Below are 24,841 nucleotides of genomic sequence, written 5' to 3'. Positions count from 1 at the left end.
AATGTTATTGTTCTATGCAATCAGAGCTGTCTACAACGATCACTTTATGAGCACCGTCTGTTGTTATTTTTATAGTATGAGGACTTGTAAAGGCATGTTTTTGCGACAAAGGCTCGCCGTCTAATAAATAATAGTAGGACTTTGATCCTCCGGTAGCCGTTATGTATATCCCTTTTGGGTCAGTACTGCAAGCTGGCTGTACTGCTGTTGCTGTAAAAGTTAAGGCTGTACTTTGTTTGATTTCGAACTTCGATACTGGTGACAAAGTAGACGGGGTATTGCTTCCAAACTGTGTCTGATACTTAAATTCATACACACCAACGGGTATATTTTTCCACTTGTAACTAAGTGCAGAAATTTTTTCTACGTCAGGATCATTTGAGGTTGCATCAGTAATAAAAGTACTACCTACAGGATTGCGATTGAAAAGGTATTTTTCACCCGGTTCCAGAGGTCTGCTAAAAGTAAAGGTTACACCGCCATTGCTGTAACTGCAAGTGGTATAGTTCGGATCTGACGTATTGCCTAATCTTGGAGAACAGGGTATGATATTATATGTTACGATTTTAGCAAATTGTTGTTGATATCCGGCTCTAAATCGTACATCGCCTGTACTTTTATAATTTGGTAAATCTTTTAATTGGAATGAAATGGACGCTTTTTCCTGAAATTGTGATGGAAATGGTGCCCAACCAGCACCATCAAATTGATACTGCCAATTCCAGCCATTTTTAAGGGTAATAATATCCTCTACACATTTTTGATTGGTTTCGGGATAAACAGGAATTGGTATGTTCATACTTAATACTTCAAAATCGCCAATACAACCTCCAAAAGCGTCTCTGCTAAAAGTAGCGATATTAAAAGGAGTAGAGTCTTTAATCTGACAATCGGTACCATTTTTGTTTCCGGCTGTTGCACTCCTGTAATCTATTTTGGAAGGGTTGTCTGTAACATAGAAAAAATCATATTCAATTTCAACTTCATCGCTGGTACTGCTACTTTTAAATATCGATTTGTTCCCCAACGTGAGGCTTAAGCTACCGGCATGACTGCCGTCCCATCCACGAGAAGGTGATAAAGTAGAAATTACAAGAATTCCATAGTCCGTTTGCCCATGAACAAACAGGTTTCCTAGAAAAAAAGTAAATAAAAGTAGTTTTTTCGTCATAGTGTTATTTTTCAATACAATTAAAGCTGTCTAGCACTATTACTTTATGCTCTCCATCCGTTGTAATATTGATGATGTCAGGGTTTTTAGTAAGCTCTTTTTTGGGCTCATTATCGAGAATGTAGAAGTAAGGGGGCATTCCTCCACTTACTGAAATGCTAATACCACCTTTATCACTACTACACGCTGGCTGTATGTCCGTTGCTGTAAAAGTTAAGGCTTTACTTGGCGTGATTTCGAACTTCGTTACTGGTGACAAAGTAGACGGGGTATTGTTCCCAAACTGTGTCTGATATTTAAATTCATATACACCTGGGGGTATATTTTTCCACTTGTAACTAAGTGCTGATACTTTTTCTACATCAGGATCATTTGAAGTTGCATCAGTAATAAATGTACTGCCTACAGGATTGCGATTGAAAAGGTATTTTTCACCCGGTTCCAGAGGTCTGCTAAAAGTAAAGGTTACGCCGCCATTGCTGTAACTGCAAGTGGTAAAATTAGGATCTGACGTAGTGTCTAATTTTGGAGAGCAGGGTATGATTGGATAGATGGCAATATCCGACTCATAGGTTTCAATTTTAGAAGTATTTAGATTTTCGTATTCAACAACAAATTTAACAAACAGGTTCCCTGTGTAATCTTTCAAATCAGGAACATCATTGAAATTAAAGTTTATCCCATTTTCGTTATATTGTGTACCATAGGTAAAATACTTCCATTGGGTGTCGGTGTTTTTCTTGTACTGCCATGAATAACCGGCACCTGACAATCGAATTTGTTTTTGTACAGTAAAATTGCCGCAGTTGCCAATTGAGCCACTTGGTTTCGGCAGATCTAAAAGCAGGAAGTTGGTGCGGCCGTGACAGGCACCCATAGATACACTTTTTGGAGCAACTAAAGTCGCTTCATCTTTTTGATTGCATTCTGGTCCTCCCAGTTGGGTTGGTTTAACAACATAAGAACCATTGATTACAATTTTAAGAGGGTATTTCGTTTCATCATACTGTACTAAATCATAGTAAATCTTAACATCATCGTCGTTATTATTCAGGTTATAGGCTTTACCAAAAGCCGAAGATCCTTTAGTGGTGATGTTTACACTATACGTATTGGATTTCAAGTCAGGACCATATCTTGTTAACTGAGTTTCAATTAATATTTTACCCGTTTGACCATAAATGAGCTGAGCCGCAAAAAAAGCGACTAAAATCAGAAGGTAAGTGGTTTTGTGTAAAATATTCATTATTGAATGTTTAGAATAGAATTTATCAAAGTTATTTTTCCATGCAGTCAAAACGGTCCAGGACAATCACTTTATGATCACCATCGGTTGTAATATCTATGATGTCAGGATTTTTGACCAGCTCTTTTTTGGTCTCATTATCTAGAATATAATAGTACGGAGGTGTTCCGCCACTTACTGAAATTTCAATGCCACCTTTATCCGTACTGCATTGAGGCTGTATGGCGGTTGCTTTAAAAGTTAAGGCCACTGTATTTTCTATTTTGAACACCGGAGTTTCTACCGGACTTGATCCAATTGTGGCATTAGGATCTGAAGCATTTTGTGTTTGGTACTTTATCGTATAAGAACCCGGAGCAATTCCTTCCCAAGTATAAGCTCTGTTCTTAACATCTGTATCTTTTGCAAACTTGTGACTTCTATAGGCACCGTTTTGATATAAAGTAAGAAGTAATTTTTGTCCTGTTGGAATGTCCGACAAAAAATTTAAAGTAACACTGCCGGTGGGTTCATCAAAACATTTAACCTGAGCGGTTACCGGTGCACCATTGAGTTTAGGAGAGCAGGGAATAAATTTGTACGTTAAAATATCAGAATAATCATTTGCTCCGCCACTTCCGGTTCTGGTGTATCTCGCCCTCAATTGAAAGTTTTGATTCAATTGCAGATTAGGGATGGATGTAAACGTTATTGGTATGTTTTGTGCCGATCTTGAGGCATAAGGAAGAAGCTCTTTCCAGCCTGCCGTGTTTGGATCATAATATTCAACAGCAAAAGTCATAAAGCCACTTTCACCAACTACGGCTACCGTAAAATTGAAAGTTTCACATTGTTTCAGCTCTGAATTTGAAACATTGTAATTGTTTGCTTCCACAAGGGTTTGCAGATAGAAGAATTCAAACTGGGTATTGTGTGTAACCGTAACGTTATCAAAATTATAAGCAAAGTTAGATTGCCAGTAACCGGAATACGGACCTGTCATAAATGGTGCATGTTTCTGAAAGAATCCCGAAGATACGTTATCAACTGCTCCACTAAGACGCAATGGGGTATTGGAAACTACGACACCATCCATCGGACTGGCACCTGAATTTTTTAAAACATACGAAAATGAACTGCTTGAGCCCGTCGAACTTGCATTGGCATAAGTTCCGTTGAAGGGATATGTATCACCAGTGTTCAAGTAAAAGTAAACGTTTCGGCTGGTGCTTGGTGATTTTCTTAAGTCCCACTTCACTTTATATTTGTATGTTGTCTGGCCGTTGAGTAACTGCATACCAAAAACAGTCAAAAACAGACAGGCTATTTTTAAGGTTTGGAATATGTTTTTGTATGTCATAAATGGTTTCATGTCCTTAGAACTTTACAGTGAAAAAATCCATTTTAGAGGTTCTTCCATCTTTAAATGTTGCTCTGATACCGTATTGGTATGTCGTATTAATGGTAATGGTAGGATCTGGTAAAAAGCGTGTTTTTCCAGGAACAATCTGAATCAGTTGCAATGGATCTTTATCTGAAGCTTTGTAGATTTCGAAGCCATCAACTTCATTGTTTGCGTAATCCCAGGACAAATCAATAGTATTGGAAGTTTTATTAGGCTGAGCGAAAAAACCTTTCACAGCAGGCATTGCAGAATACTTTGGAACAAATAAAGTTAATCCCGGTGAAGGATTAGAAACTAAATTACTCTCATCTTTGGCAAAAATGGCATAACGGTAAGTGTTACCTTCAACCGCCGTTTTGTCCTGAAATTTTTCTTCCTTATTCTTGGTCTCCAAAATCAGTGTCCAGTCTTTTTGATCATTTTCTTTTCGGTACAACTGGTGTACGGCCACATCCTCACTCTGGCTGTTTACCCATTCTAGAAAGACTGCTCCTTCTTTGATTTTGAAGCTGGTAAAAACAGGTGAAGTGGGAGGGATGACATCTGGTTTTTTAATAATTAAGACATCTGAGAAATCAGACATATTGTAATGATAATCTACAGCAATAACTTTGTAATAAACCTTACTGTTCAGACTTTTAACAAGCACTTTGTCCTGATAAGAGTTGGGTTCGCTAGGACTTACTGTCAGCTGTGTAAGTTCTTCTTCAGCGGTATTTCCTCTGTAAATACGATAACCAAGAAGATCTTTCTCTTTGTTAGGATCCCATGTTAATTTCACCACACCTAAACTGTCTATAACTCCTTTTAAACCGATAGGTTTAGAAGGTGGTATTGAGTCTACGGGCTGTACAAGCATAGGAAATGAAGTTCTGTTGCTGCCTTGTTTTCCAAGGGCTGTAATCGTAAAATAATTCGTCGATAAGAGTTTGTTGTACGTCACCGTACGACTCTTGGCAGGAATGTTTTTTATTACCGTTTTGTAGCCATCATCATCCTTATCAGATCGGTTTAATTCAAATCCTGTGATTTCATTATCACCTTCTGCCGGAAATTCCCAAGTCAACGTAACGGTGTTTTCATCTTTAAATTCTTTAACAGTAAGATGAGGAACATATTTTAAGATCGCAGTTCCTTTTCCTGTTATAACTTGTGAATAGGGACCTAATTCACCAAAAGGTGAAATTCCCTGAATTCTGTAACTGTACGGTTTATTGTTGGCAATAGAATCGACATAGAAAATTTGATTGTTACTGGTGTTTTCCTGATTTAAACTGGTGTAAGGTTTATCTGTGATTCTCTCGAATGTCTTTTTATCGGTTGAACGTTCTACAAAATAATTGGCATAGGTATGCGAAAGTATTTTAAAATTCCAGCTTAACATGGTGCTACTGTCTGTAAAATGAGCCGTAAAATCCATTGGTTTTGGAAGAGGTTGATAATCCTCTAATCCAACGAAAATTCCACCATAAGAAATTGTAGCCTCTTTTTCAGGTACGTTTGAGATTATCCTGTAGGCATATTTTTCGTTAGGTTTAACCGTTTTATCTTCAATTCCCAGACCTGCTTTTTTCGCAATTTCGTAATCCCTGTCGGCGGTTAGCAGAGCAAACGTAAACCTTTGCTCGTTCTCTTCTGACAGGTTTACGATATTTTCTAATTTATCTGTACCGGTAACCGAGAAATTTTCTCCATAAATGGCTTGTGCTACAATGGCAGCATTGTCGTTCTTTTCGATTAGTTTTTCCCATGTTTCCAGCGGTTCCGGTTTCAAAGCATTAATTAGAACTACTTTTTCAGGGGTTGGTAAAGTTTTATTGTTACGGGTAACGGTATAACGTTCTACAGTATATCCATAAGTATTTAGTTTTTTCCAGGCCATCGCATTGCTGACGGCCCATCTTAACAAAATTCTGTCTTTTTGCACTCTGGCTATAACTTGTATTTCTGATTTTATTTCGTTTGGATTCGCTTCTCCCGTACCATTTTTCTCTTGCGCATAGTTAGTACCGGTTATTATAAAAGTAAGGAGAATTAAAAATTTAAGCTTCATGCTAATTTGTTTTATTGAATGTAAAAATTGAACTGGTACCAGCTTGTCCACCAGGAAGTATATAATTTAATTTGACATTGTAAGTGCCATCTTTTATCATTGGAAATCTTCCTGTTATGATGTAATTATACTTATCGATCATAGCCCTATTCTGACTGTTTAAATATTTATTAACTACTTTATACTGAATTTTGATAAAATCGTCCTTATAGTAGAAAGGTTGGTTGTAGCGATACGGCAGCCTGTCTCTTAAATAAGAACTTTTTGGATTATTTATTAAATCTGACAGGTAAGAAGTGATTATTTCCACCCCTCTAACCGGAGGATTTCCTAAAAGGCTCGTATTTCTGTTTAAAGTTAAATCGGCTTCTAAAGGATATCCCTGATAAATCAATGGATGTATATCATTTTTAAAATAGCTGTCGTCTAATACAGCCTCAACACTTACCAATGGAACGTTCATTGATTGAGGTGTTCCGGCGATTTCGATTTCATCAAAAGCTTCAGTTGCGGTGTTTTCGGCATGCAATGCATGAATATCGGCTTCGATAATTTCGATGTGCGTTTTACGTGCTTTCTTAGCAGTCATTTTTTCCTGAAAAGTATTGTATTGACTGGTATTGAAATTGTATTGCAGCAATTCGACACCCTGACCACCAGTTAATGTTTCTACCAGTTTATTACTTTTAACTTCTACATTGGCATTGGTACCAAGATCCTGCTTGTCAAAACTTTCATTCAGGTTGGCATTAGCGTCTTTTGTAGTTTCCAGTGTCATTAAGGATAAACTGTATGGTTTTAGGTTTTCTAAAGCGGGTAAACTAACGATTACCTTTTTTGAATCAGCTTTGTAACCTATAGTACCATTTGTCGTTTTACTTCCGGTTTTATAGGTTGCTTTTTGTGATTGTCCCGGTTTCAGATCAAACAAATATGCCTGTCCAATTTTTAGCACAACATACGCTTCTTTACTCTCGTTTTGATACACATATTTTTGATCAAAAACAGGGTAGCTATAAGCAATATTGCTTACCGGAATGTTATTTGGTGCCACACCTGTCGTGAAAGTTCTGGTTTCTGTTTCCATTGCCACCTGACCCTGATCCATAATGGTTTTCCATGCACCATTTGCATATTCCTGAAAACTTACTTTTACCGTTAAGGTTAATTCTGATTTTTCAGGTAATATTTCAAATGAATTAAAACTTACTAAATCATTTGTTTTGTTCCAGCTTAAGTTACCAATCACAGGGACTCCGCCTTTCTTGACGGTATATTCTTCGAGTTTGAGGCGATAGGTTTTAACCCCGTCATCTCCTTCAATATTAAAGTTTTTATCGACAGGCATATTAAATCCAACCTGAGGTACGGTAAAGACATCTACATCTTTAGCTCCCTGAGCTGGAGTGATATCGGCAATAGATTTTAAACCTTCTAACGGATTTGCAGATATGAATTCGCACTGTTCTCCAAATTCAAGTTTGAAACGGAAACTACCTCTTACGGCACCACCAAGAAGGCTGAATTCACCAGCCATATAGCCTCGAATCCATACCGGATTTGGCAGTTTGGCCTGTAATAAAACAGCACCTCCACCTTTTATAATGGATATTTTCTTTCGTATAAAAAACAGTTTAATATTAATTCCAAGTTCCCCTTGCATATAGGCATACGACTGACCATTAGCATACCAACCGTTTATACCAATTTGTCCTGAGCCCTTACATTGTGCTTCTCCATAATCTTTAACCATAATATCAAATCCAAATCCAGCTTGGAAATTGGCGTAGAACATTAAGAAACTCAAGTTTCCGGTTTTAATGCTAAAATCAGAACCAAAGGCAAATCCTTTTCCTGAAGCAATGCTGTTTTCGTCACGCATATAATTCAGTTTAGCAACATCAACTCTTAAAAGTTTTGCAACAATATCGGGTGGAGGAGGACTGCCCGGAATATCATCTCCAAGCATAAAATAACCACCTGCTTCAACTTCGACAGATCCAATAGCCAGTTTTATACCCAAGCGATCCGTAGGAGTACCCGCACGGATGTACCATTTGTCCGGACCAAAGTGTAAAACTGCCCAACCCGCTCTGTTACCGGAAGCACGGCCTTGTATGAAACCACCCGGAGTATCAATATATAAATCGAAGGTACCGTGTAGTGTTTTGGCTCTAAAATCGTATTCTATTGCAGCAAAGGCATTGATCCCCATACTGTTTTTTACATCATTTGGATAAAGCTGTTCCGCTGCGGCCGATAAATTGCTTGTTTTTAGTGCTTCAGTTGCGATCGTACCCATTAACGATTCATTTTCGGTAACCGTCTGTAAGGCTTTTGTTAGTTCATCAGCCCCCGGAATTTCAAATGGCTGCATGATGTGCCCTTCTCCATAAATACTGATTCTATTAAGACCGCCATGTTTATTAAAAGCAATTTCGAAACCGGCACCTCCCCAAAAAGCATTTGCTGTTGCAGTACCCGCAAACTTAATCATTGCCTTAACTCCTAATCCTGAATCTGCGTCAGGTACATAATTTGATTTCGATGCTACAAAAGAAGAACTAAAGCCGTCTTTTTTCATTTGATAATAAGCACCACCACCAAAACCTTTAAAAGTAATGGCTCCGGCAGGAATATTTAAGTTGTCTACCATGGCATCTACATACCAATATCTAAAAGTAGTAGATCCAAAAATAGCATTGGCTTCTACTTTGATACCTCCTGTAAAATCGGCCGATACACTTCCTTTGAAACCATTTCCATAAACAGGATCATTATCCATTATGGCAATGCTTCCTTTAAATTTTACACCACCTAAGTCTGCGGCAACTTTTATTTCCTCAAACTTAATGCGTTCGTATTTCCATTTCTGAATTCCTTTTTCTCTGTCGAACGACCCAATCACATAAAATTTAGTTTGACCGTTAAACTGATTTTTCATGATGTTAATGGCAACATCTACTTTCAGACTGGCAGATACATCTGTAGCGACGAGAGAAATTTCGTTAATGGTAACAGGAAAATTACTTACTGCGGCATCTTTTTCCTGAATGTGTTTGTAACCAAAATAGTCTGCCGTTAGATAAGGTACAACAGTCTGTAAGGTTAAATTCTGGAAAATGATTCCTTTAAAATTAATAGCTTCCTTTTTCTCTCCATCTGCATTAGTGGTTTCAGAAGATTTAATGGGTGAGTTAGCAAGTTCAGCCGCAGTAGTATTTTTATTGCTGCCTTTTAATGCTAAACTTCCGTAAAGAACCGCTTTTGGTAAAAACTTCCCGTCTTTTACCTTTAGTTCCAAATAAGAGTTTTTTTCTAAAGAAGCCGTCGCTTTAAAAGCCTGAAAGCAAATATTGTTGGTTACATCAGCTTTAAGAATGTATTCGTTATCGACAGGGTTGATGATGGCATTGTAAGCTAATCTTCCTCTCGATTTAGGATCACATTGCGTATTTTCTTCCGAAGAAACCGGTAAAACAATTTCACCATTGAAGGCGGCTGCTGTTAATGAGTTGGCCCTGAATTCCATCTCAATATGGTCTAATGAAAACTGCCATCCTGAAGCACTTCCTTCTTTAAGGCTAAAAACATTATCACCTATAAATTTTCCGGAAACCCCCATTCTGTCGATTAACAGATTGGCTGCTTCAAATTTAACCCTCTTGTTTTCGTCTCTCTTATTGAACTGTTCCGGTAATACAACTTTTAGGGATTTGACATAAAAACCTCTCCATAAATTTTCGTTACCAGGCACCAGATAATCTTTTACATAATCTGCATCCGGCCATTCGATTTTATCAGAGTTTCTAATATCACTTAAATCAATTACAGCATTGTTTAACTCAAAAGCAGGGCCTTTGCCCTGATAAGAAGTCAACTGAAATTTGGGTAGTGATATCTCAATCAGAATATCATTCCAATTGGATACTATGGTCTGAAATGAACCTCGCACACGATTCGGAGCGGGGATAAGCTTGTAATCATCGTCGACAGGTTCGAGAAAGTTTCTTGAAAATTCAACATCCGCTGCAATTCCGAGTTCCTTAAAACCATTACAGTCAATTGTTACATAAGTCTTTTTTTGTACAACTCCTGTAGACATCTCCATACCTCCTTTTAAAATAAGTAAGGCATTTTGACCATTTATATTAATGGGAACATCTCCGAGTAAAACTAAATTCGTTGCCCCAACCAATCCGCCTTTATGAGAAAGCTTAATACCGTTAGCACCAAAAAACAATTCTTTTGGTTTTCCAAGTGAATCATTTTGTGGGATCACGATTTTTACAAAAGCCGTCAGTTCCGTATATTCAGGAGTGAATTTGGCGCTGCTGATACCAAGCATGTATTGTATACCTCCAATGGTCTTTTTTATACCAAGAGGAAGCATAGATAATTTTTTAGGCTCTAATAAATCAGTGAGGTTATCGTTTTTGGCAATTTCCTTAAAAACAGACATGGCCAAATCACGATCTTTATTGATTTCTTGTGAAACCGGAAAGTTCTTTTTTAAGAAATCATTTGTGAATTCGCTTTTTGGAGTCTGGTAATAGCTAAGAGAATTGTTTAACAGACCAATTTCGTCTTTTGGAAGATTTTTAGAAATAAAAACCTTCTTTGAATTGGTAATGGTATCAGAAGTATTAGAAAAGCAGTTTATGCTAACTAAAAATAAAATAATACTTGCAATAAAAGGAAATAACTTAAGAGTAGTTTTTTTCAAGTCTTAGTAGGTTTGGTTGTGGTATTAGGCAATATATATTTCATGAGGGATTCAAACCGAAGTAGTTCTAATTCCTTAATCGGATATCGTTTTTAACAGGAAAGGAGAAGTTTATTGGTGCTATACTTTCTTTTCGGAGTATTAGTTTTTAGGTTGAAAGCCATAAAAAACAGAGGCTTATTTTCTTTATAGTCATTTTGTTAAGTTTGGTTTTGTTAAAATTTTGCCAAACATAAGCAATCTTTAAGAATATTCTTTACGGGTTTCCACATTAGGGCAAAAAAAAACTCCGGAGAATTCCGGAGTTTTTTGTATGGTGTTGAAATATAAGTTTTTACTCTTCTTTCATGGTGTGATAAACGTTCATTACGTCGTCATCTTCTTCGATTTTTTCGATTAGTTTTTCAACGTCTGCGATTTGAGCTTCCGTAAGTTCTTTTGTAATTTGAGGAATACGTTCAAATCCTGAAGATAAGATCTCCAAACCTCTGTTTTCCAGTTCTTTTTGTAAAGCTCCGAAGCTTCCAAAAGGGGCGTAGATTAAAATTCCGTCTTCGTCTTCAAAAACTTCCTCGGCACCAAAATCAATTAGTTCTAACTCTAATTCTTCAGCATCAATTTCACCTTTTGTAATTCTGAAATTACAAGTATGATCAAACATAAACTCAACAGAACCTTGTGTTCCCATTGTTCCGTTACATTTGTTAAAATAGCTTCTGATGTTCGCTACCGTTCTGTTATTATTGTCAGATGCTGTTTCAATTAAAATAGCAATTCCGTGTGGAGCATATCCTTCAAACAGAATCTCTTTATAGTTGGCAGTATCTTTATTACTTGCATTTTTTATCGCACGCTCGACATTGTCCTTAGGCATGTTAGCGGCTTTTGCATTTTGTATTACAGCTCTTAATCTAGAATTGGCCTCCGGGTTGGGACCACCTTCTTTAACGGCCATAACGATATCTTTACCAATTCGGGTAAATGTTTTAGCCATTGCTGACCAACGTTTCATTTTTCTTCCTTTTCTAAATTCGAACGCTCTTCCCATTTCTAATTTTTAGTTTTGTGTGGCAAAAATACGGTTATTCCTTATTTTTCCAAAATCAATTGAATTCTTTTTTAGTGATAGTTAGGACTTAGAGGTTAAAAAGTTTAAAGTTTACGGTTTAAGGTTATCCGAACTCCCTTTTGTAAAGTAGAAAGTCTAACGTCCAATGCCTATAGTCTACAGCTTATAGCTTATAGCCAAGAACTATTTCCACGCATTAAACTCATTAATAACATTTACGGCTTCATTTAGATAGGGATTCGTTTTTAGATTGTCAATCTGGTATTGGTTGATCGTTTTGTCATTAGGGTATACACCCAGCAGAAACTGATTTACCGTAGAATTATAGACATCCAGAGGGTTGTTTTCATCGTTAAAAGTATTGATTTCGGTCCAAAGTGAGTTCACTACTTTTTTCTGTTTGAAGACAGCATCTATAGTCATCGGTATTTCGGCTTTTGGAGTATTGATAAGTTTATCAATTTTTTGATTGATCTCTTTTATGTTATTGAAAAAGTAATTGTCTGCCAATCTTGTTGTACTATTTTGAGCCAGTTTGTCGATTAGGGCTCTTTTTACGTAAGGCTTAAATTTTAAAGACGGTGTGATACTATCATTTTTAATTGCGGTAGGAAAATTGCTTTCTCGTTGATAAACATTTTCATAGAATTCAGGAAGAATTACATCCGGTTTTACTCCGATATATTGATGACTTTTACCTGTAACTCTGTAAAATTTGTTAATTGTAATTTTTAAAAAATCAGTGTTTTTAGTTTCGTCAAGCGAAAGAATGGTTTGCATGGTCGCTTTCCCAAGCGTAGTACTTCCTAATAATAAAGCACGGTTATAATCCTGTAATATAGAGGAAAAGAATTCACTTGCCGAGGCAGTATTGCTATTGACCAGAATGACTATCGGACCTTTATAAATCAAACCTTTATAAGGATCATTGATAATCGATTTTCCCTGATTACGATCTACAACTATAGAAAGTGGTCCGTAGTCAATAAACATTCCGGCTAGTTTTATTGCTTCTTCCATCGATCCGCCGCCATTGTCAATCAAATCAATTACGAGTCCTTTTATATTGTCTCTTTCCAGTTTTATAACTTCGCGAGCCACATCATCAGCACAGCCTTTGCGACTATTGCCTTCTAAGTCAGCGTAAAAACTTGGAATTTTGATGTACCCAATTTTACTTTCCTTTCCAACAATAAAGCTAAAAACAGAATTCTCTTCGTCTTTCATCACCTTTTTTTCGATATAAACATCAAAGCTTTTACCCGAGTTTCGTTTTAAAGTTAGCGTGATGCTTTTGTTAGATTCCGATAAAATCAAGGTGGAGATAGATTCCAGCGAAGCACAGGAAACCTGCAAAGTTTCTTTTTGGTTGGATATTGAAATGATCTGATCGCCTTTTTTGATCTGACCAGTTTGATAAGCAGGACCATTAGGATCAACTTCGGCTACAATGATTTCATTTTTTTCATTTAAATTAACAGTCATTCCTAAAGATAAATGTTCTTTAGAAAGTGATGCCACAAAGCTCGTTTTAGAATCGTCACTAAAATAGGCAGAATGAGGATCAAAGTAGGTACAAAAGAAATTGTAGAACTTTTCTTCCTGTCTGACATTTGTCTCTAAAAGTGTATTGATTCGGCATATTTCATTGGATAAAATTAGTTTCTTTGATTTGGACTCTATCGACTGAAAATTGACCTTAATTGAATCTAAATTGTCACTTAGTTCGGCTATCTCATCCAAAATCTGGTAGCGGATTTTTTTAAGCCATACTTTTTCAAGGTTTTCTTTTTTAAGGTAAAAAGGAAATGATTTTTTATAAAACCGGATAGTATCTGTTTTGCTGTAATCGATAGGTGCGGTTTGAATTTTTTCAAGAACCTTTTTTGTTCTCAAAAGACTTTCTTTGTATTTGGAAGTAATATCAGCCAAAAAACTGCAATCATTACTAAGAATAAAATCGTCCAGGTTGGTGCGGTATTTTTCTGCCATTTCATCGTACTCCGTTTTAAAAAAAATATTTCGGGAAGGATCTAATTCGTTGATCAGATTATCAAAAACAAAAATCGACAAGCTATCATCAACGGGTTTTGGTCGGATGTGATCTTCCTGAATAACGGCATTTATTTTGTTGACTATTTCGCAAGTGGGATTTCCACTTTGACTAAATAGAATATTTGTGGTTAGAATCAACGCCAGTGCTATTTTTTTCATAAATCGGAATCTTCGTTCAGACTAAAATTACGTTTATTTTTTCATAAAAGGATATACTTTTCTAAAAATTCTTACATTCAGATAAATTTTATTCTGCGAAGTTTTCGCCATGAATTCGCGAATTTGGCAGCCTTTTTTATTTACAATCATTTGTGAATTTGTGGCAGAAAAAAAACTATAAAAAAAATGCATCACTTGTTAAGCAATGCATTTTTAGAATATTTAGGATAAAATATTATTTCTTATAAAAAGGTAATTTAACCACTTTTGCAGCTACATCATTTTTTCTGATTCTGATAAAGATATCGCTGTCAACGGCACTATTATTTACCGTAACATATCCTAATCCAATACCTTTGTTCATAGAAGGAGACATAGTTCCCGAAGTTACTACACCAATCACAGCACCTGAAGCATCTACAATCTCGTAGTCATGTCTTGGTACCGCACGCTCCTGCATTTCGAAAGCAATTAATTTACGGGTAACACCTTCTTCTTTTTGTTTTTTCAGATTTTCAGAATTGGTAAAATCTTTAGTAAACTTAGTGATCCAGCCTAATCCTGCCTCTAAAGGTGAAGTAGCATCGTTAATATCATTTCCGTACAAACAGAATCCCATTTCAAGACGTAATGTATCACGAGCAGCTAATCCGATAGGTTTAATTCCGAAAGCAGCACCCGCTTCGAAAACTTTATTCCAGATAGCTTCAGCATCGGCATTTTTACAGTAAATTTCAAATCCGCCAGAACCGGTATAACCAGTTGCAGAAATAATTACATCGTTGAATCCTGCAAAGTCAGCTACTTCAAAATGATAATATGTAATAGCTCCTAAGTCGATAGAAGATAAAGACTGCATAGCTTCAACCGCTTTTGGTCCCTGAATGGCCAATAAAGAATAATCATCAGAAATGTTTTTCATTTCAACACCCAAATCATTGTGCGAAGAAATCCAGTTCCAGTCTTTTTCGATATTTGAAGCATTTACAACCAGTAAATACTCTTCTTCTTTCATTTTATATACAATCAAATCATCTACAATTCCACCTTCGTTGTTTGGCAGACAAGAATATTGTGCTCTTCCGATCGTTAAAGTCGAAGCATCATTTGAAGTTACTTTTTGAATCAAAGCCAAAGCATTTGGACCTGTCAACAAAAATTCTCCCATATGCGAAACGTCAAAAACGCCCACACTGTTGCGAACTGTTTCGTGTTCAGCATTTACGCCCTCATAGGTAATAGGCATATTGTATCCGGCAAAAGGTAGCATTTTCGCTCCCAAACTCTCATGTATGTGCGTAAGCGCAGTATTTTTCATTGTGTTGTTTTATAAAATTGTGTCGCAAATTTATTTAAAAAATATCGAAGATTTATATACTAAATTATTAAAATTCGCAATATTCTTGCCCGATTTATGCATACGAAGCAATATCCCGCAGTTTCAATAGTTTTTTTGCGTTTTGTTTTTCTAAGGAATGAAAGAAAGATACTAGCGACAACAGAATCTGACTTTAGGATCTTACAAAGTGCCTACATCTTTAATTTTTTATGTAACTTTAAGTAATAAAATCTGTCCGATGAAAGATCCATTTCTAATTACAAAAGAAGAGGTATTAAAATTTCTCAAACCGGTAAATCCTATAACTCATAAGGGACTTCAGGGGCATGCGGTTATCATTGCCGGAAGTTACGGAAAAGTAGGAGCGGCAGTTTTAGCATCAAAATCCTGTTTAAAATCGGGTTGCGGACTAGTAACGGTTTTTGTACCCAAATGCGGCTATCAAATTCTGCAGATCTCGATTCCGGAAGTGATGGTGATAACCGATGAAAATACTAATTTCCTGACCAGTATTCATCTTCCGTTAGTACCTCAGTCCATCGGAATTGGACCCGGAATAGGAGTGGAACTTGGTACCCAAAAAGCGCTTTTTGAGTTTTTAAGAGTGAACAAATCTCCTTTAGTATTGGATGCTGATGCCTTGAATATTCTGGCAGAAAATTTAACCTGGCTGGAATTAGTTCCTGAAAATACTATTCTGACACCACATCCAAAAGAACTCGAGCGTTTAATAGGTAAGTGGAATTCAGAATCGGAAAAATTTCAAAAAACGATTGCTTTTTCAGAAAAGTACAAAGTAATCATTGTCATGAAAGGCGCACCAACCTACATCATCATTAAGACTGAGATTTACGAAAACACCACCGGTAATGCAGCTTTAGCCACTGCCGGAAGCGGAGATACCCTCACCGGAATCATTACAGGCTTACTGGCTCAGGGCTACGAACCTAAATACGCAGCAAAACTAGGCGTTTTCCTCCACGGACTTACAGCCGATATTGCGTTACCAAAAACAGGGTATGAATCTTTTACAGCGTCTACTATTATTAAGTATTTGGGAAAAGCTTTTTTGAGTTTGGTTTAATTTAACCGCAACGTTCGCAAAGGGTTACGCAAAGCCTTGCGAACCTTTAGGTTATACAAAAAACTAAATGATAAAACCCTCGCGAACTTTGCGGTAAAAAAACTAAGCAAGCCTAAGTAAGTCTAAGCAAGTCTAAGTACGTCTAAGCAAGTGTCCTTCGACTTCGCTCAGGATACCAAAACTGAGAATAAAGCTGCTTGATCTGCACGAACGAGAAAAAATCTAAAATCTGGTCTGCATAATCTAAAATCAAAAAACGTAAGTTTGTAATCTCAAAGATTAGAAACTTAGTAGCTCAGTTTCTTAGCATCTTTGAATTTAGAAAAAAATGAAAAACAACTTCGATCTCAGAACAGTAAACGTCATGCGTTATATAACGCCATTGCGCGAGGGAGGTTCTTTACCTGCTTTGGCAGAAGCCGATGACGATTTTAAATACGTCTTAAAATTTAGAGGAGCCGGTCACGGTGTAAAAGCTTTGATTGCCGAATTGGTGGGTGGACAAATCGCAAAAGCCTTAAAATTGCAGCTTCCGGAATTAGTTTTCGCCAATCTTGACGAAGCGTTTGGAAGAACCGAAGCTGATGAAGAAATTCAGGATTTACTGCAGGGAAGTCAGGGATTAAATCTGGCACTCCATTTTTTATCAGGAGCCATTACATTCGATCCTGTTGTGACCACCGTTGATGCTAAGCTGGCTTCACAAATTGTTTGGCTGGATGCTTATATTACCAATGTCGATCGTACTTTCAAAAATACAAATATGCTAATTTGGCATAAAGAATTATGGCTGATTGATCACGGAGCGTGCTTGTATTTTCATCATTCCTGGAACAATTGGGAACAGCATGCCAAAAGTCCGTTTGCATTAATTAAAGATCATGTTTTATTGCCGCAAGCTTCGCTTTTAAAGGAGGTAGATGCTGAATTTAAGGCACTTTTATCGCACGAAATATTAGAAGAGATTGTAAATACAATTCCACTGGAATGGCTGCAATGGGAAGATACCGAGGAAGAACCGGAAACCTTGCGAAATGTGTATTTACAGTTTTTGCAGACCCGATTAAATCATTCAGAAATCTTTGTAAACCAGGCGCAAAATGCAAGATAATCACTTATATGAGTATGCCGTAATCCGCGTGGTGCCAAGAGTAGAGCGCGAAGAGTTTCTGAATATCGGAATCATTTTGTTTTGCAAAAAAAAGAAATTCATAAAAGTTCTTTTTCATCTGAATAAAGAAAGAATACAAGCCCTTTCTGCCGACTTTGACATCGAACAGTTAGAATGTAATTTAACGTCATTAGAAAAAATTGTTAATGGAGCCAAAGACGGCGGACCGATCGCTGAATTTGAGATTCCGGAACGTTTTAGATGGCTCACAGCCATTAGAAGTTCTGCAATACAAACGTCAAGACCTCATCCGGGCTTATGTCAGGACTTAGAAAAGACGATTCAGAGATTATTTGAAGAATTGGTGCTTTAGAGGAGGTTCAAAGTGGCAAAGGTTTTTTTAACCGCAAAGGACACAAAGAATTACGCAAAGTTCGCAAAGTTTTTAGGTAAAGCTTTGCGAACTTTTATATTTCATAAAATTTAAAACAGATTAAAATCATTGTAGTTTTTGCATTAAAACCTGAAACCTGAAACCTGAAACTTGAAACTTGAAACCTGAAACAAAAAAACCTGAAACAAAAAAACCACGAACTACAAAACTGTAATCCATGGTTTCAAAATAAAACTAACTTGTATTTATTATTTGTAACTGATTAAAACGATCCGCAGATATTGCCGCCTAAAGTTGCTCCTGCATTGGCAGAGATATCAGCTTTAACAGCAGTTTTGTTCAGTTTTACGATCGAATAGGGTGGAGTAAAAGCAGTACCGCTTCCGGCTTGATTTCCGGTGGTATTGGTGAAAACATTGTCTGTTGCTGTAACAGCAGTAAAACCGCTCATTAGATCGATAGGAGTTTTTACACCTTCAAAAACGTTGCTTTCTACATTTAGACTCGCTTCAAAACCTGCAGCAATACATTTATTACTTACCGTACTGTTAAAGAAGTTGTTTACCAGATGTACTTTTCCAAAACGCACTCTAGGCATTCTTTCTTTGCAGCCCGGAGCCCACCAGCAGCGAGCGAAAGTGATTCGTAATTTTCCACGATCGGCAGTTGCACCATCACTGGAACCAATTAAATTAGAATACCTGTGATCGTCAGAACCTCCGGGACCTCCGGCTTTAGGAGCTTTTAAATAACCGAATTTTGTATACGATACCGTAACAAAATCTGATTTATTTTTGATGTCGAAGTTCCCGTCAACCCCATCTCTAAATTCACAATGGTCTACCCATACATTTTGACAATCATCTAAAATTGCATTGTCCCAGCCATCTGTGTCATAAGCACCCGGACCTTCAAAAATAAGATTTCTGATAATCAGATTCGTGCATCTTTTGATATTGATGATACCCGAACCGTCTTTCGTTTGGTTGGTCGAAACCAGTTTGGCACCGCTTGCACCGTAAATGGTTTTGCCGCTTTGATCCTGTAGTGATAATCTTGTAGTAACCGTAATGGTACCGGTAACTTTAATCACTTTTACTGCACTGTTTTCAATAGCCGATTTCAGCTGCGTATAATTCGAAACTACTTCTTCTTGAGAGGAACCTCCACCAGTTGTTCCTCCATTTTGAGAAGCCCATCCCGGAACCTGGGCGCAGTTTCCAATTTTTGCCGTCAAATTGCCGGAAGTTGTGGAGGTCTCGATAGTAGCATTTTCGCTACTTTGCGGGGTAGCAATTTCTTCGGTATTACAGGCTGCAAAACCGAAAATCAATGTCAATAAAAACACTGAGATTGTTGATTTAAATTTCATAATAATTAAGTTTGGTTAAATAGTTAATAGTGCAAATCTGCTTATAATTAGGATGAAAAAAGTTGAACAAGTTCAATGTTTTGAAAATAATTTACTGTTAAATGTGTTTTCGGTAGCCGTTACATTACAAAAAAGTATATTTTTGTGTAATCGATTGCATTATTTTTCATTCATTCACCTGCTTACGCCCCTGAGTAAGAATAAAAAGTAAATACCATATGTACAAAGACCTACGATTAAGTATCGAGCGCAAGATTCCGTTAACAGATGAGGAATGGAATTTTGTAGTTGAAAAAGTAAAGTTTATTAAACTTAAGAAAAACGAATTTCTGCAGATTCAGGATTCAAAGAATTCTTATGAAGGCTTTATTTTGAAAGGTACTTTTAAAACCTATATTTTAAATGACAACGGAACCGAAAGTGTTATTTTTTTTTCTTTCGAAAATGAATGGATTTGTGATCTTGAAAGCTTCTATCATCAAAAGCCTACGACTTATAATATCAAAGCAATAGAAGAAAGTGAAATCCTGGTGATCAGTAAGAAAAACAAAGCACTTTTGTTTGAGCAGGTACCCAAGTTGATTCAGTTTCATATTTTAATGGTTGAAAGGGCTAATATTGCCATTCAGCAAAGGCTTATAGATCTTCTGAATAAAACTTCTAAACAAAGGTATCTGGAGTTTATAAAGCGCTATTCGCACAAAGCAAATAAAATCAATAACCGGAATTTATCCTCTTATTTGGGAGTTTCCCACGAGTTTTTATCGAAGATTAAAAGGAGTTGCTAAGGTTCTGAGGAGCTAAGGGGCTGAGTTTTTTAGTAGTATGCTTTGATAAATGGAAGAAAGATGCAAGAACAAAGAAGAGCTTAAACTCTGAGACTTTGTGCCTTTGCGAGCATATACTGTACCAGTTAAGAAAGCTTTGCGAATCTTTGCGTAACCCTTCGCGAACGTTGCGGTTAAATTCATTTCGGAATTAAAAATCCAATACTCCAAAAAGGCATTTATTAGAAAATCGAAGTGCTATATCTGTCTTTTCCGGATTTTCAATGATCAGTAAATCATAAGGTTTTAAATCGTACGGCTTCTCATTAATTTGAACAACGGTTGTATCTAAAGAAAAGAAAAGTACAATTTGAGCATTACAATTTTGATTAGCAGCTGTTATTTTCAGTTGGTGCTGGGATATTTTTTCAGAAACCATCCAATTAAAATCAATACCTTTTGTAAAAGAAGTCACGGCATCATTGGAGTTAAATTCCATGATTTCAAATTGCTCGTATACCTTTTTTTCTTGGTTTATCTCGATATCCAGGCCGTTATCAAGCATAACCAGATATCGGTGATAACCTTTAAATTGAGTAAATACCGATGGTTCCTGCTCTATGGTAGCACTGCTTATTCTGAATGCAAAATCTCTATCGGCGTAGTTTGCTGTTTTTGGATAGATCATATATTCATACGTCAATCCACCGCTCCAAACTGCGGGTTTACAATTTTCTTTGGGTAAAAGGTGTAGGATCATTTTTTTATTATTGGAGGTTCAGAGAGGCAAAGGTTCAAAGGCTTTTCTGAGGTACTAAGGTCCTAAGGTGCTGAGTTGCTAAGTTTTTTAGCTTTTACTCTCAAACCTGAAACCTGAAACTTGAAACCTGAAACTTGAAACATGAAACTTGAAACAACTAAAACTAAATAACCTTCTCTAAGTAAATAAACTCCAGAGGTTCTTCAGAAATAGTAACGTGAATCTCACTTACCGGAAAAGCTTCTCTCTCGCCTGTATCAACGTAGCCGTGACGTTTGTACCACGCAATAAGTTCTTCCCGAACGGAGATCACCGTCATGATAATACTGGATAATCCCAAAGCTTTTGCATGATTTTCAGCTTCGGCCAGCATCTTTTTCCCGATACCGCTGTTTTGTAATTCCGGTGAAACCGTTAACATTCCGAGATACAATTGGTGTCCTTTTTCGATCAATAAAACTGAACCAATAATTTGGTCATTTTCGGTGTATTTTAGAATAGTGTTTTTAGGATCCAGAAAAATTTCGGTCATTTCCTGCTCGTCAGTTCTTTTTCCTTCCAATAAATTGGCTTCAGTTGTCCAGCCTTTTTTGGAGGTTTCGCCTCTGTAGGCCGAATTGATTAAAACGGTTAACGCCGGAATGTCCTGTAAGGAAGCTTTTGTAATCATGAATTATTGTAGTTGTAATTTTTCACGCAGATTTAACTGTTTTCTAAGACCATTATAAAATAATCTGAATAATCTGCTAAATCTGCGAGAGAAATTTTATTTCTATGTGTTAAATCAATTTTTGTTCATTAAACCCAATAGGTTCGATTTAGTATTTTGCAGGTTGTCCCGCTTTAGGTAAGGATTGCTTTATGAAGGTTCTGATATCTTCGTTGGCAGCTTCCAGATCGGCTTTTCTCAGGTACATCATGTGACCGCTTCTGTAACCTTTCCATGACATTCTATCCGTTAGTTTTCCACTCGGATCCATTTGCCATAAATCGTATTTAGAATTAAAGTAATCGCAGGCGCCATCATAATATCCGGATTGTACCATGACATGTAAATATGGGTTTTGAGCCATAGCCTGTCTCAGGTTTTCTCCTGTTTTATCGTTCGATCTGTCCCAAGGATGTACAGAACCAAACATATTGTATTTAAAGTCTGTTTTATAGTTCAGATTGTTGCGCAGGTACATATTGATGGCAGGCGTAAACGAATGCAACCAGGAAGTAAGTTCGGCATTAAAATCAGGGCTTTCGCCTGAGTCTTTGCGGTCAATTCCTTTGTATCTCGAATCAAGTCTTCCTACCGTATAGCCCTTATCTCTTAACAATTCTTTCCAAAAATAATCATAAGGAAGGTCCAAATTGTTTTGCTGGATCACTTTCTCCGGAATACCGGAATAACGTGCTATTTTAGCACCAATTTCTTTTCTTTTTTGTTCATCCAAAGAGCCTCCTTTGGTCAATGCAGGAAGAAGTTCGTTTACGGTAAAATCTTCCACTTCGGGTAACATGTCTGTTAAATCTTTGTTTTGCAGATCAGGCGGAAGCATTTTGTGGTACCAGGCAGTAGCTGCAAAATAAGGCAATTTAAGAGCAGCATCAGAAACTACGCCACGTGTTATTCCTAATTCAGTTGGAGAAACCAAAATCACTCCGTTAAGATACATCCATTGGCTGTTTTGCAATTGAAGTGCTAATCCCGAAACACGGGTAGTACCATAACTTTCACCAATTAGGTATTTAGGAGAAGCCCAGCGATTGGTACGGGTTACAAAACCATTGATCCAATCGGCGAGGTATTTAATATCGGCATTTACACCAAAGAATTTTGTAGTAGGAATGTCTTTGCTGGTAGGTCTGGAATAAGCGGTATTGACAGGGTTTACAAAAACGATATCGGCAACATCCAGAATAGAATACGGATTTTCTTTTATTCCGTAAGGCTGTACAGGATATCCTTCGTCATCAATGTTTAAGAGACTCGGTCCTGTGTAAGCAATCTGCATCCAAACCGAAGCAGAACCCGGACCACCGTTAAAGGAAATAACTAACGGACGCGAAGCCTGATCTTTTACATCAGAACGCTCATAATAGGTGTAGAACAATCCGGCAATGGCTTTTCCGTCTTCGTCCCAAACCGGCATCGTACCCGTTGTGGCTTTATAAGGAACTTTTTGCCCTTTTATGGTAACGGAGTGATTGGTGATCACACTAGCATCCGGATTAAAAGTAAGATTAGAAGGTGAATTTTCTTCTTTTGCAGGGGCTTGGGGAGCTTTTGGTTTTGATTCCTGAGCAGATGAAATTAAGGATCCGGCTAAAAGGAATACAAGTAATGTTTTTCTCATAAAAATAGGGTGTTAATAGAAATTAATGCTCTAAACAGGTGGCTGTATTTAGAATTTTTAAAGATATAAAAAAATAAAAATTTTATTCATTCATACTTTATTAGTTTTAATGTCAATGTATCTGATACTATTTCTTTCGTCCAACCAAAATTCATATCCGGATTTCTTTCAACAACTATAAGTTTCATCTCTTGTGGGAGTCTTCTATATCTCAAAGTTTTTCTGCTATCTTCAATTCCACCATTTGTATTGTCCTTGATATTGTTAATGAGAGGAATGAAATCGAATAGAAATTCATCTGCTGATTTTTTAAAATCTACTACAATATTAAAACCATGGTTATTAATTACCTTGGTATTATAGTCATCACTAAAGCAATCATCAGTATTATAACGCCAAACTTTTTCGACCCAGATATTTCCGATTTCTATTTTTTCGGTATTGTATTTTAGATTAAACTCAGAAACATCACAAGTATAATACCCATAATAAAATTTATTTTCTTTTGATTCTTTTTCTGACTGAGAAGTTTGATCACAATCTTTACATTTAACGCTAATTTCGCATAGAAATATGGTTCCATAATAATATACTAACCCTAATGAAGACACTATTATTAGAATAATAAAAAAGATTTTTAGCTTTTTGTTCATGCTGCTAAGCTGCTATTTTTTGTCTACTTTGTTGGAACCAACAATTCTCTAACATCCACATCTAGTACCTCCGCAATTTTCCTTAGAACCTCAACACTTGGTTGAGCATTATTGTTGCAGTAATTCGTTACCACGACATAACTTTTTCCAATTTTTTCGGCCAACCATGTTTGTGTTCTTCCTTGTTCTTTTAGAACTTCTTTAATCCTGTTCATTTGAATATCAGCCATTAATTGATTTATTATAATAATATTTAGCATAGAAAGTTATTGCCTATTGATAGCTTTTCTATTAGTGTGTTAAATTATAATATAAAAACGTATTGTGAAATATTGTAATTTAGTATATATTTGTATTGTAATTTGATGTATTTATTATGAAAGTGAAGAAAGGAAAGGAAGATTGGAGAATCGCATCGGAAATTGAACTGATTTACAAAACCAAAGTAAAAGCTTCAGAACGACCTCATATCACTTCCTCTAAAGCAACTTACAAGCTGGCTTTGAAGTCCTGGGATCCGGACAAAATAGAGTTTTTAGAGCAGTTTAAAATACTTTTACTCAACAAAGCGAATAGGGTACTGGGAATTTATGAAATGTCTACAGGAGGCATAACTGCAACTACGGTTGATCTTAGGTTATTGTTTACGGCAGCACTCAAAGCCAAAGCAACCGCTATTATTATGTTGCATAATCATCCGTCAGGAAAAGCATTTCCTTCTCCTGCCGATAAAGTGATGACTAAAAAAGTTAAAGATGCAGGTGTTATTCTGGATATAGAAGTAGTAGATCATTTGATTATTACCCCGGAAGGTTATTACTCTTTTGCTGATAATGGTATTATGTAAACAGTGAGAAAGTTTCATGTTTGAGTATAATATTACCATTGCTATCGCTAGCGCGAGCGTCTCGCTCGTGCCCGTTTCAATTGGCTTTTGAATTTCTTTGAGTTCACGAGCGGGACGCTCGCGCTAGCGGGGGGATCTTAATACTTCGTAGAACTGGTAGTGCTTATTGAGCTTCTTTGTAAATAATTAGCAAATCGTATTTGTGATTCTTTTGTTCTTCTTCTACAGTTTTTGCCCACATATAGATAGTAAAATAATCCTTAGTAACATCTTTAAAAGATAATTGTACTCCGTTATATGGAGATA

The 24,841-nt window shown here is 36.6% G+C and carries 19 protein-coding genes; 5 read left to right on the top strand and 14 right to left on the bottom strand.

Annotated elements, in window-relative coordinates; all coding sequences use genetic code 11:
- Nucleotides 1-4: 4 nt before the first annotated feature.
- The 8 genes from B0A80_RS19940 to gcvT all read right to left on the bottom strand — a co-directional run bounded on the left by B0A80_RS19940 (nucleotide 5) and on the right by gcvT (nucleotide 15,181).
- Nucleotides 5-1,171, bottom strand: coding sequence for a hypothetical protein (locus B0A80_RS19940; protein WP_089078434.1), 1,167 nt, complete (start codon nucleotides 1,169-1,171; stop codon nucleotides 5-7).
- A gap of 4 nt (nucleotides 1,172-1,175) precedes the next feature.
- The gene (locus B0A80_RS19935; RefSeq protein WP_089078433.1) at nucleotides 1,176-2,417 is read right to left on the bottom strand and encodes a hypothetical protein; all 1,242 of its coding nucleotides are present in this window, start codon (nucleotides 2,415-2,417) and stop codon (nucleotides 1,176-1,178) included.
- 31 nt (nucleotides 2,418-2,448) lie between these two features.
- Entirely contained in the window at nucleotides 2,449-3,756 is a 1,308-nt protein-coding gene (locus B0A80_RS19930) for a hypothetical protein (RefSeq protein ID WP_089078432.1), read from the bottom strand.
- Nucleotides 3,757-3,772: 16 nt separating this feature from the next.
- Nucleotides 3,773-5,854, bottom strand: coding sequence for a fibronectin type III domain-containing protein (locus B0A80_RS19925; protein ID WP_089078431.1), 2,082 nt, complete (start codon nucleotides 5,852-5,854; stop codon nucleotides 3,773-3,775).
- Between the two features lies 1 nt (nucleotide 5,855).
- Entirely contained in the window at nucleotides 5,856-10,580 is a 4,725-nt protein-coding gene (locus B0A80_RS19920) for a hypothetical protein (RefSeq protein WP_089078430.1), read from the bottom strand.
- Between the two features lie 334 nt (nucleotides 10,581-10,914).
- A complete protein-coding gene (locus B0A80_RS19915) occupies nucleotides 10,915-11,628 on the bottom strand; it encodes a YebC/PmpR family DNA-binding transcriptional regulator (RefSeq protein WP_017498232.1) in 714 nt (237 codons plus the stop codon).
- A gap of 204 nt (nucleotides 11,629-11,832) precedes the next feature.
- Entirely contained in the window at nucleotides 11,833-13,863 is a 2,031-nt protein-coding gene (locus B0A80_RS19910; RefSeq protein WP_089078429.1) for a S41 family peptidase, read from the bottom strand.
- Nucleotides 13,864-14,098: 235 nt separating this feature from the next.
- Nucleotides 14,099-15,181: a glycine cleavage system aminomethyltransferase GcvT gene (gene gcvT / locus B0A80_RS19905; protein ID WP_017498234.1), complete on the bottom strand. Its 1,083-nt coding sequence runs from the start codon at nucleotides 15,179-15,181 to the stop codon at nucleotides 14,099-14,101.
- A 259-nt stretch (nucleotides 15,182-15,440) separates the two neighbouring features.
- Here gcvT and B0A80_RS19900 point away from each other — a divergent pair, with 259 nt between their 5' ends.
- From B0A80_RS19900 to B0A80_RS19890, 3 genes are all read left to right on the top strand, one after another.
- Nucleotides 15,441-16,286, top strand: coding sequence for an NAD(P)H-hydrate dehydratase (locus B0A80_RS19900; RefSeq protein ID WP_089078428.1), 846 nt, complete (start codon nucleotides 15,441-15,443; stop codon nucleotides 16,284-16,286).
- A gap of 328 nt (nucleotides 16,287-16,614) precedes the next feature.
- Nucleotides 16,615-17,397 (top strand): HipA family kinase, encoded by a 783-nt coding sequence (locus tag B0A80_RS19895; RefSeq protein WP_070906692.1) that lies wholly within the window; start codon nucleotides 16,615-16,617, stop codon nucleotides 17,395-17,397.
- Nucleotides 17,387-17,770, top strand: a complete 384-nt coding sequence (locus B0A80_RS19890) for a DUF3037 domain-containing protein (protein ID WP_017498237.1) — start codon at nucleotides 17,387-17,389, stop codon at nucleotides 17,768-17,770. Before B0A80_RS19895 ends, B0A80_RS19890 begins: the two co-directional genes overlap by 11 nt.
- Before the next feature lie 283 nt (nucleotides 17,771-18,053).
- Here the strand turns inward: B0A80_RS19890 and B0A80_RS19885 are convergent, their stop codons facing one another.
- Nucleotides 18,054-19,163, bottom strand: coding sequence for a pectate lyase family protein (locus B0A80_RS19885; RefSeq protein ID WP_089078427.1), 1,110 nt, complete (start codon nucleotides 19,161-19,163; stop codon nucleotides 18,054-18,056).
- A gap of 218 nt (nucleotides 19,164-19,381) precedes the next feature.
- Between B0A80_RS19885 and B0A80_RS19880 the strand changes: the two genes are divergently transcribed.
- A complete protein-coding gene (locus tag B0A80_RS19880; protein ID WP_017498240.1) occupies nucleotides 19,382-19,951 on the top strand; it encodes a Crp/Fnr family transcriptional regulator in 570 nt (189 codons plus the stop codon).
- A 190-nt stretch (nucleotides 19,952-20,141) separates the two neighbouring features.
- Here B0A80_RS19880 and B0A80_RS19875 read toward each other — a convergent pair whose 3' ends face one another.
- The 5 genes from B0A80_RS19875 to B0A80_RS19855 form a co-directional block, all read right to left on the bottom strand.
- Entirely contained in the window at nucleotides 20,142-20,690 is a 549-nt protein-coding gene (locus B0A80_RS19875) for a HutD family protein (protein WP_089078426.1), read from the bottom strand.
- A gap of 163 nt (nucleotides 20,691-20,853) precedes the next feature.
- Complete coding sequence (locus tag B0A80_RS19870; RefSeq protein ID WP_089078425.1) at nucleotides 20,854-21,360, bottom strand: GNAT family N-acetyltransferase; 507 nt, start codon at nucleotides 21,358-21,360, stop codon at nucleotides 20,854-20,856.
- Nucleotides 21,361-21,508: 148 nt separating this feature from the next.
- Complete coding sequence (locus B0A80_RS19865; protein ID WP_089078424.1) at nucleotides 21,509-23,035, bottom strand: S10 family peptidase; 1,527 nt, start codon at nucleotides 23,033-23,035, stop codon at nucleotides 21,509-21,511.
- Nucleotides 23,036-23,121: 86 nt separating this feature from the next.
- The gene (locus B0A80_RS19860) at nucleotides 23,122-23,688 is read right to left on the bottom strand and encodes a hypothetical protein (RefSeq protein ID WP_089078423.1); all 567 of its coding nucleotides are present in this window, start codon (nucleotides 23,686-23,688) and stop codon (nucleotides 23,122-23,124) included.
- A 23-nt stretch (nucleotides 23,689-23,711) separates the two neighbouring features.
- Nucleotides 23,712-23,903, bottom strand: a complete 192-nt coding sequence (locus tag B0A80_RS19855; RefSeq protein WP_089078451.1) for a helix-turn-helix transcriptional regulator — start codon at nucleotides 23,901-23,903, stop codon at nucleotides 23,712-23,714.
- Between the two features lie 161 nt (nucleotides 23,904-24,064).
- Here B0A80_RS19855 and B0A80_RS19850 point away from each other — a divergent pair, with 161 nt between their 5' ends.
- A complete protein-coding gene (locus B0A80_RS19850; RefSeq protein WP_089078422.1) occupies nucleotides 24,065-24,535 on the top strand; it encodes a JAB domain-containing protein in 471 nt (156 codons plus the stop codon).
- The last annotated feature ends 306 nt before the right edge of the window (nucleotides 24,536-24,841 follow it).

Origin of the sequence: Flavobacterium tructae, assembly GCF_002217475.1 — a bacterium.
GTDB lineage: Bacteria > Bacteroidota > Bacteroidia > Flavobacteriales > Flavobacteriaceae > Flavobacterium > Flavobacterium tructae.
The sequence above is the reverse complement of the archived record's forward strand: the minus strand, read 5'-3'. Positions and strand labels throughout refer to the sequence as shown.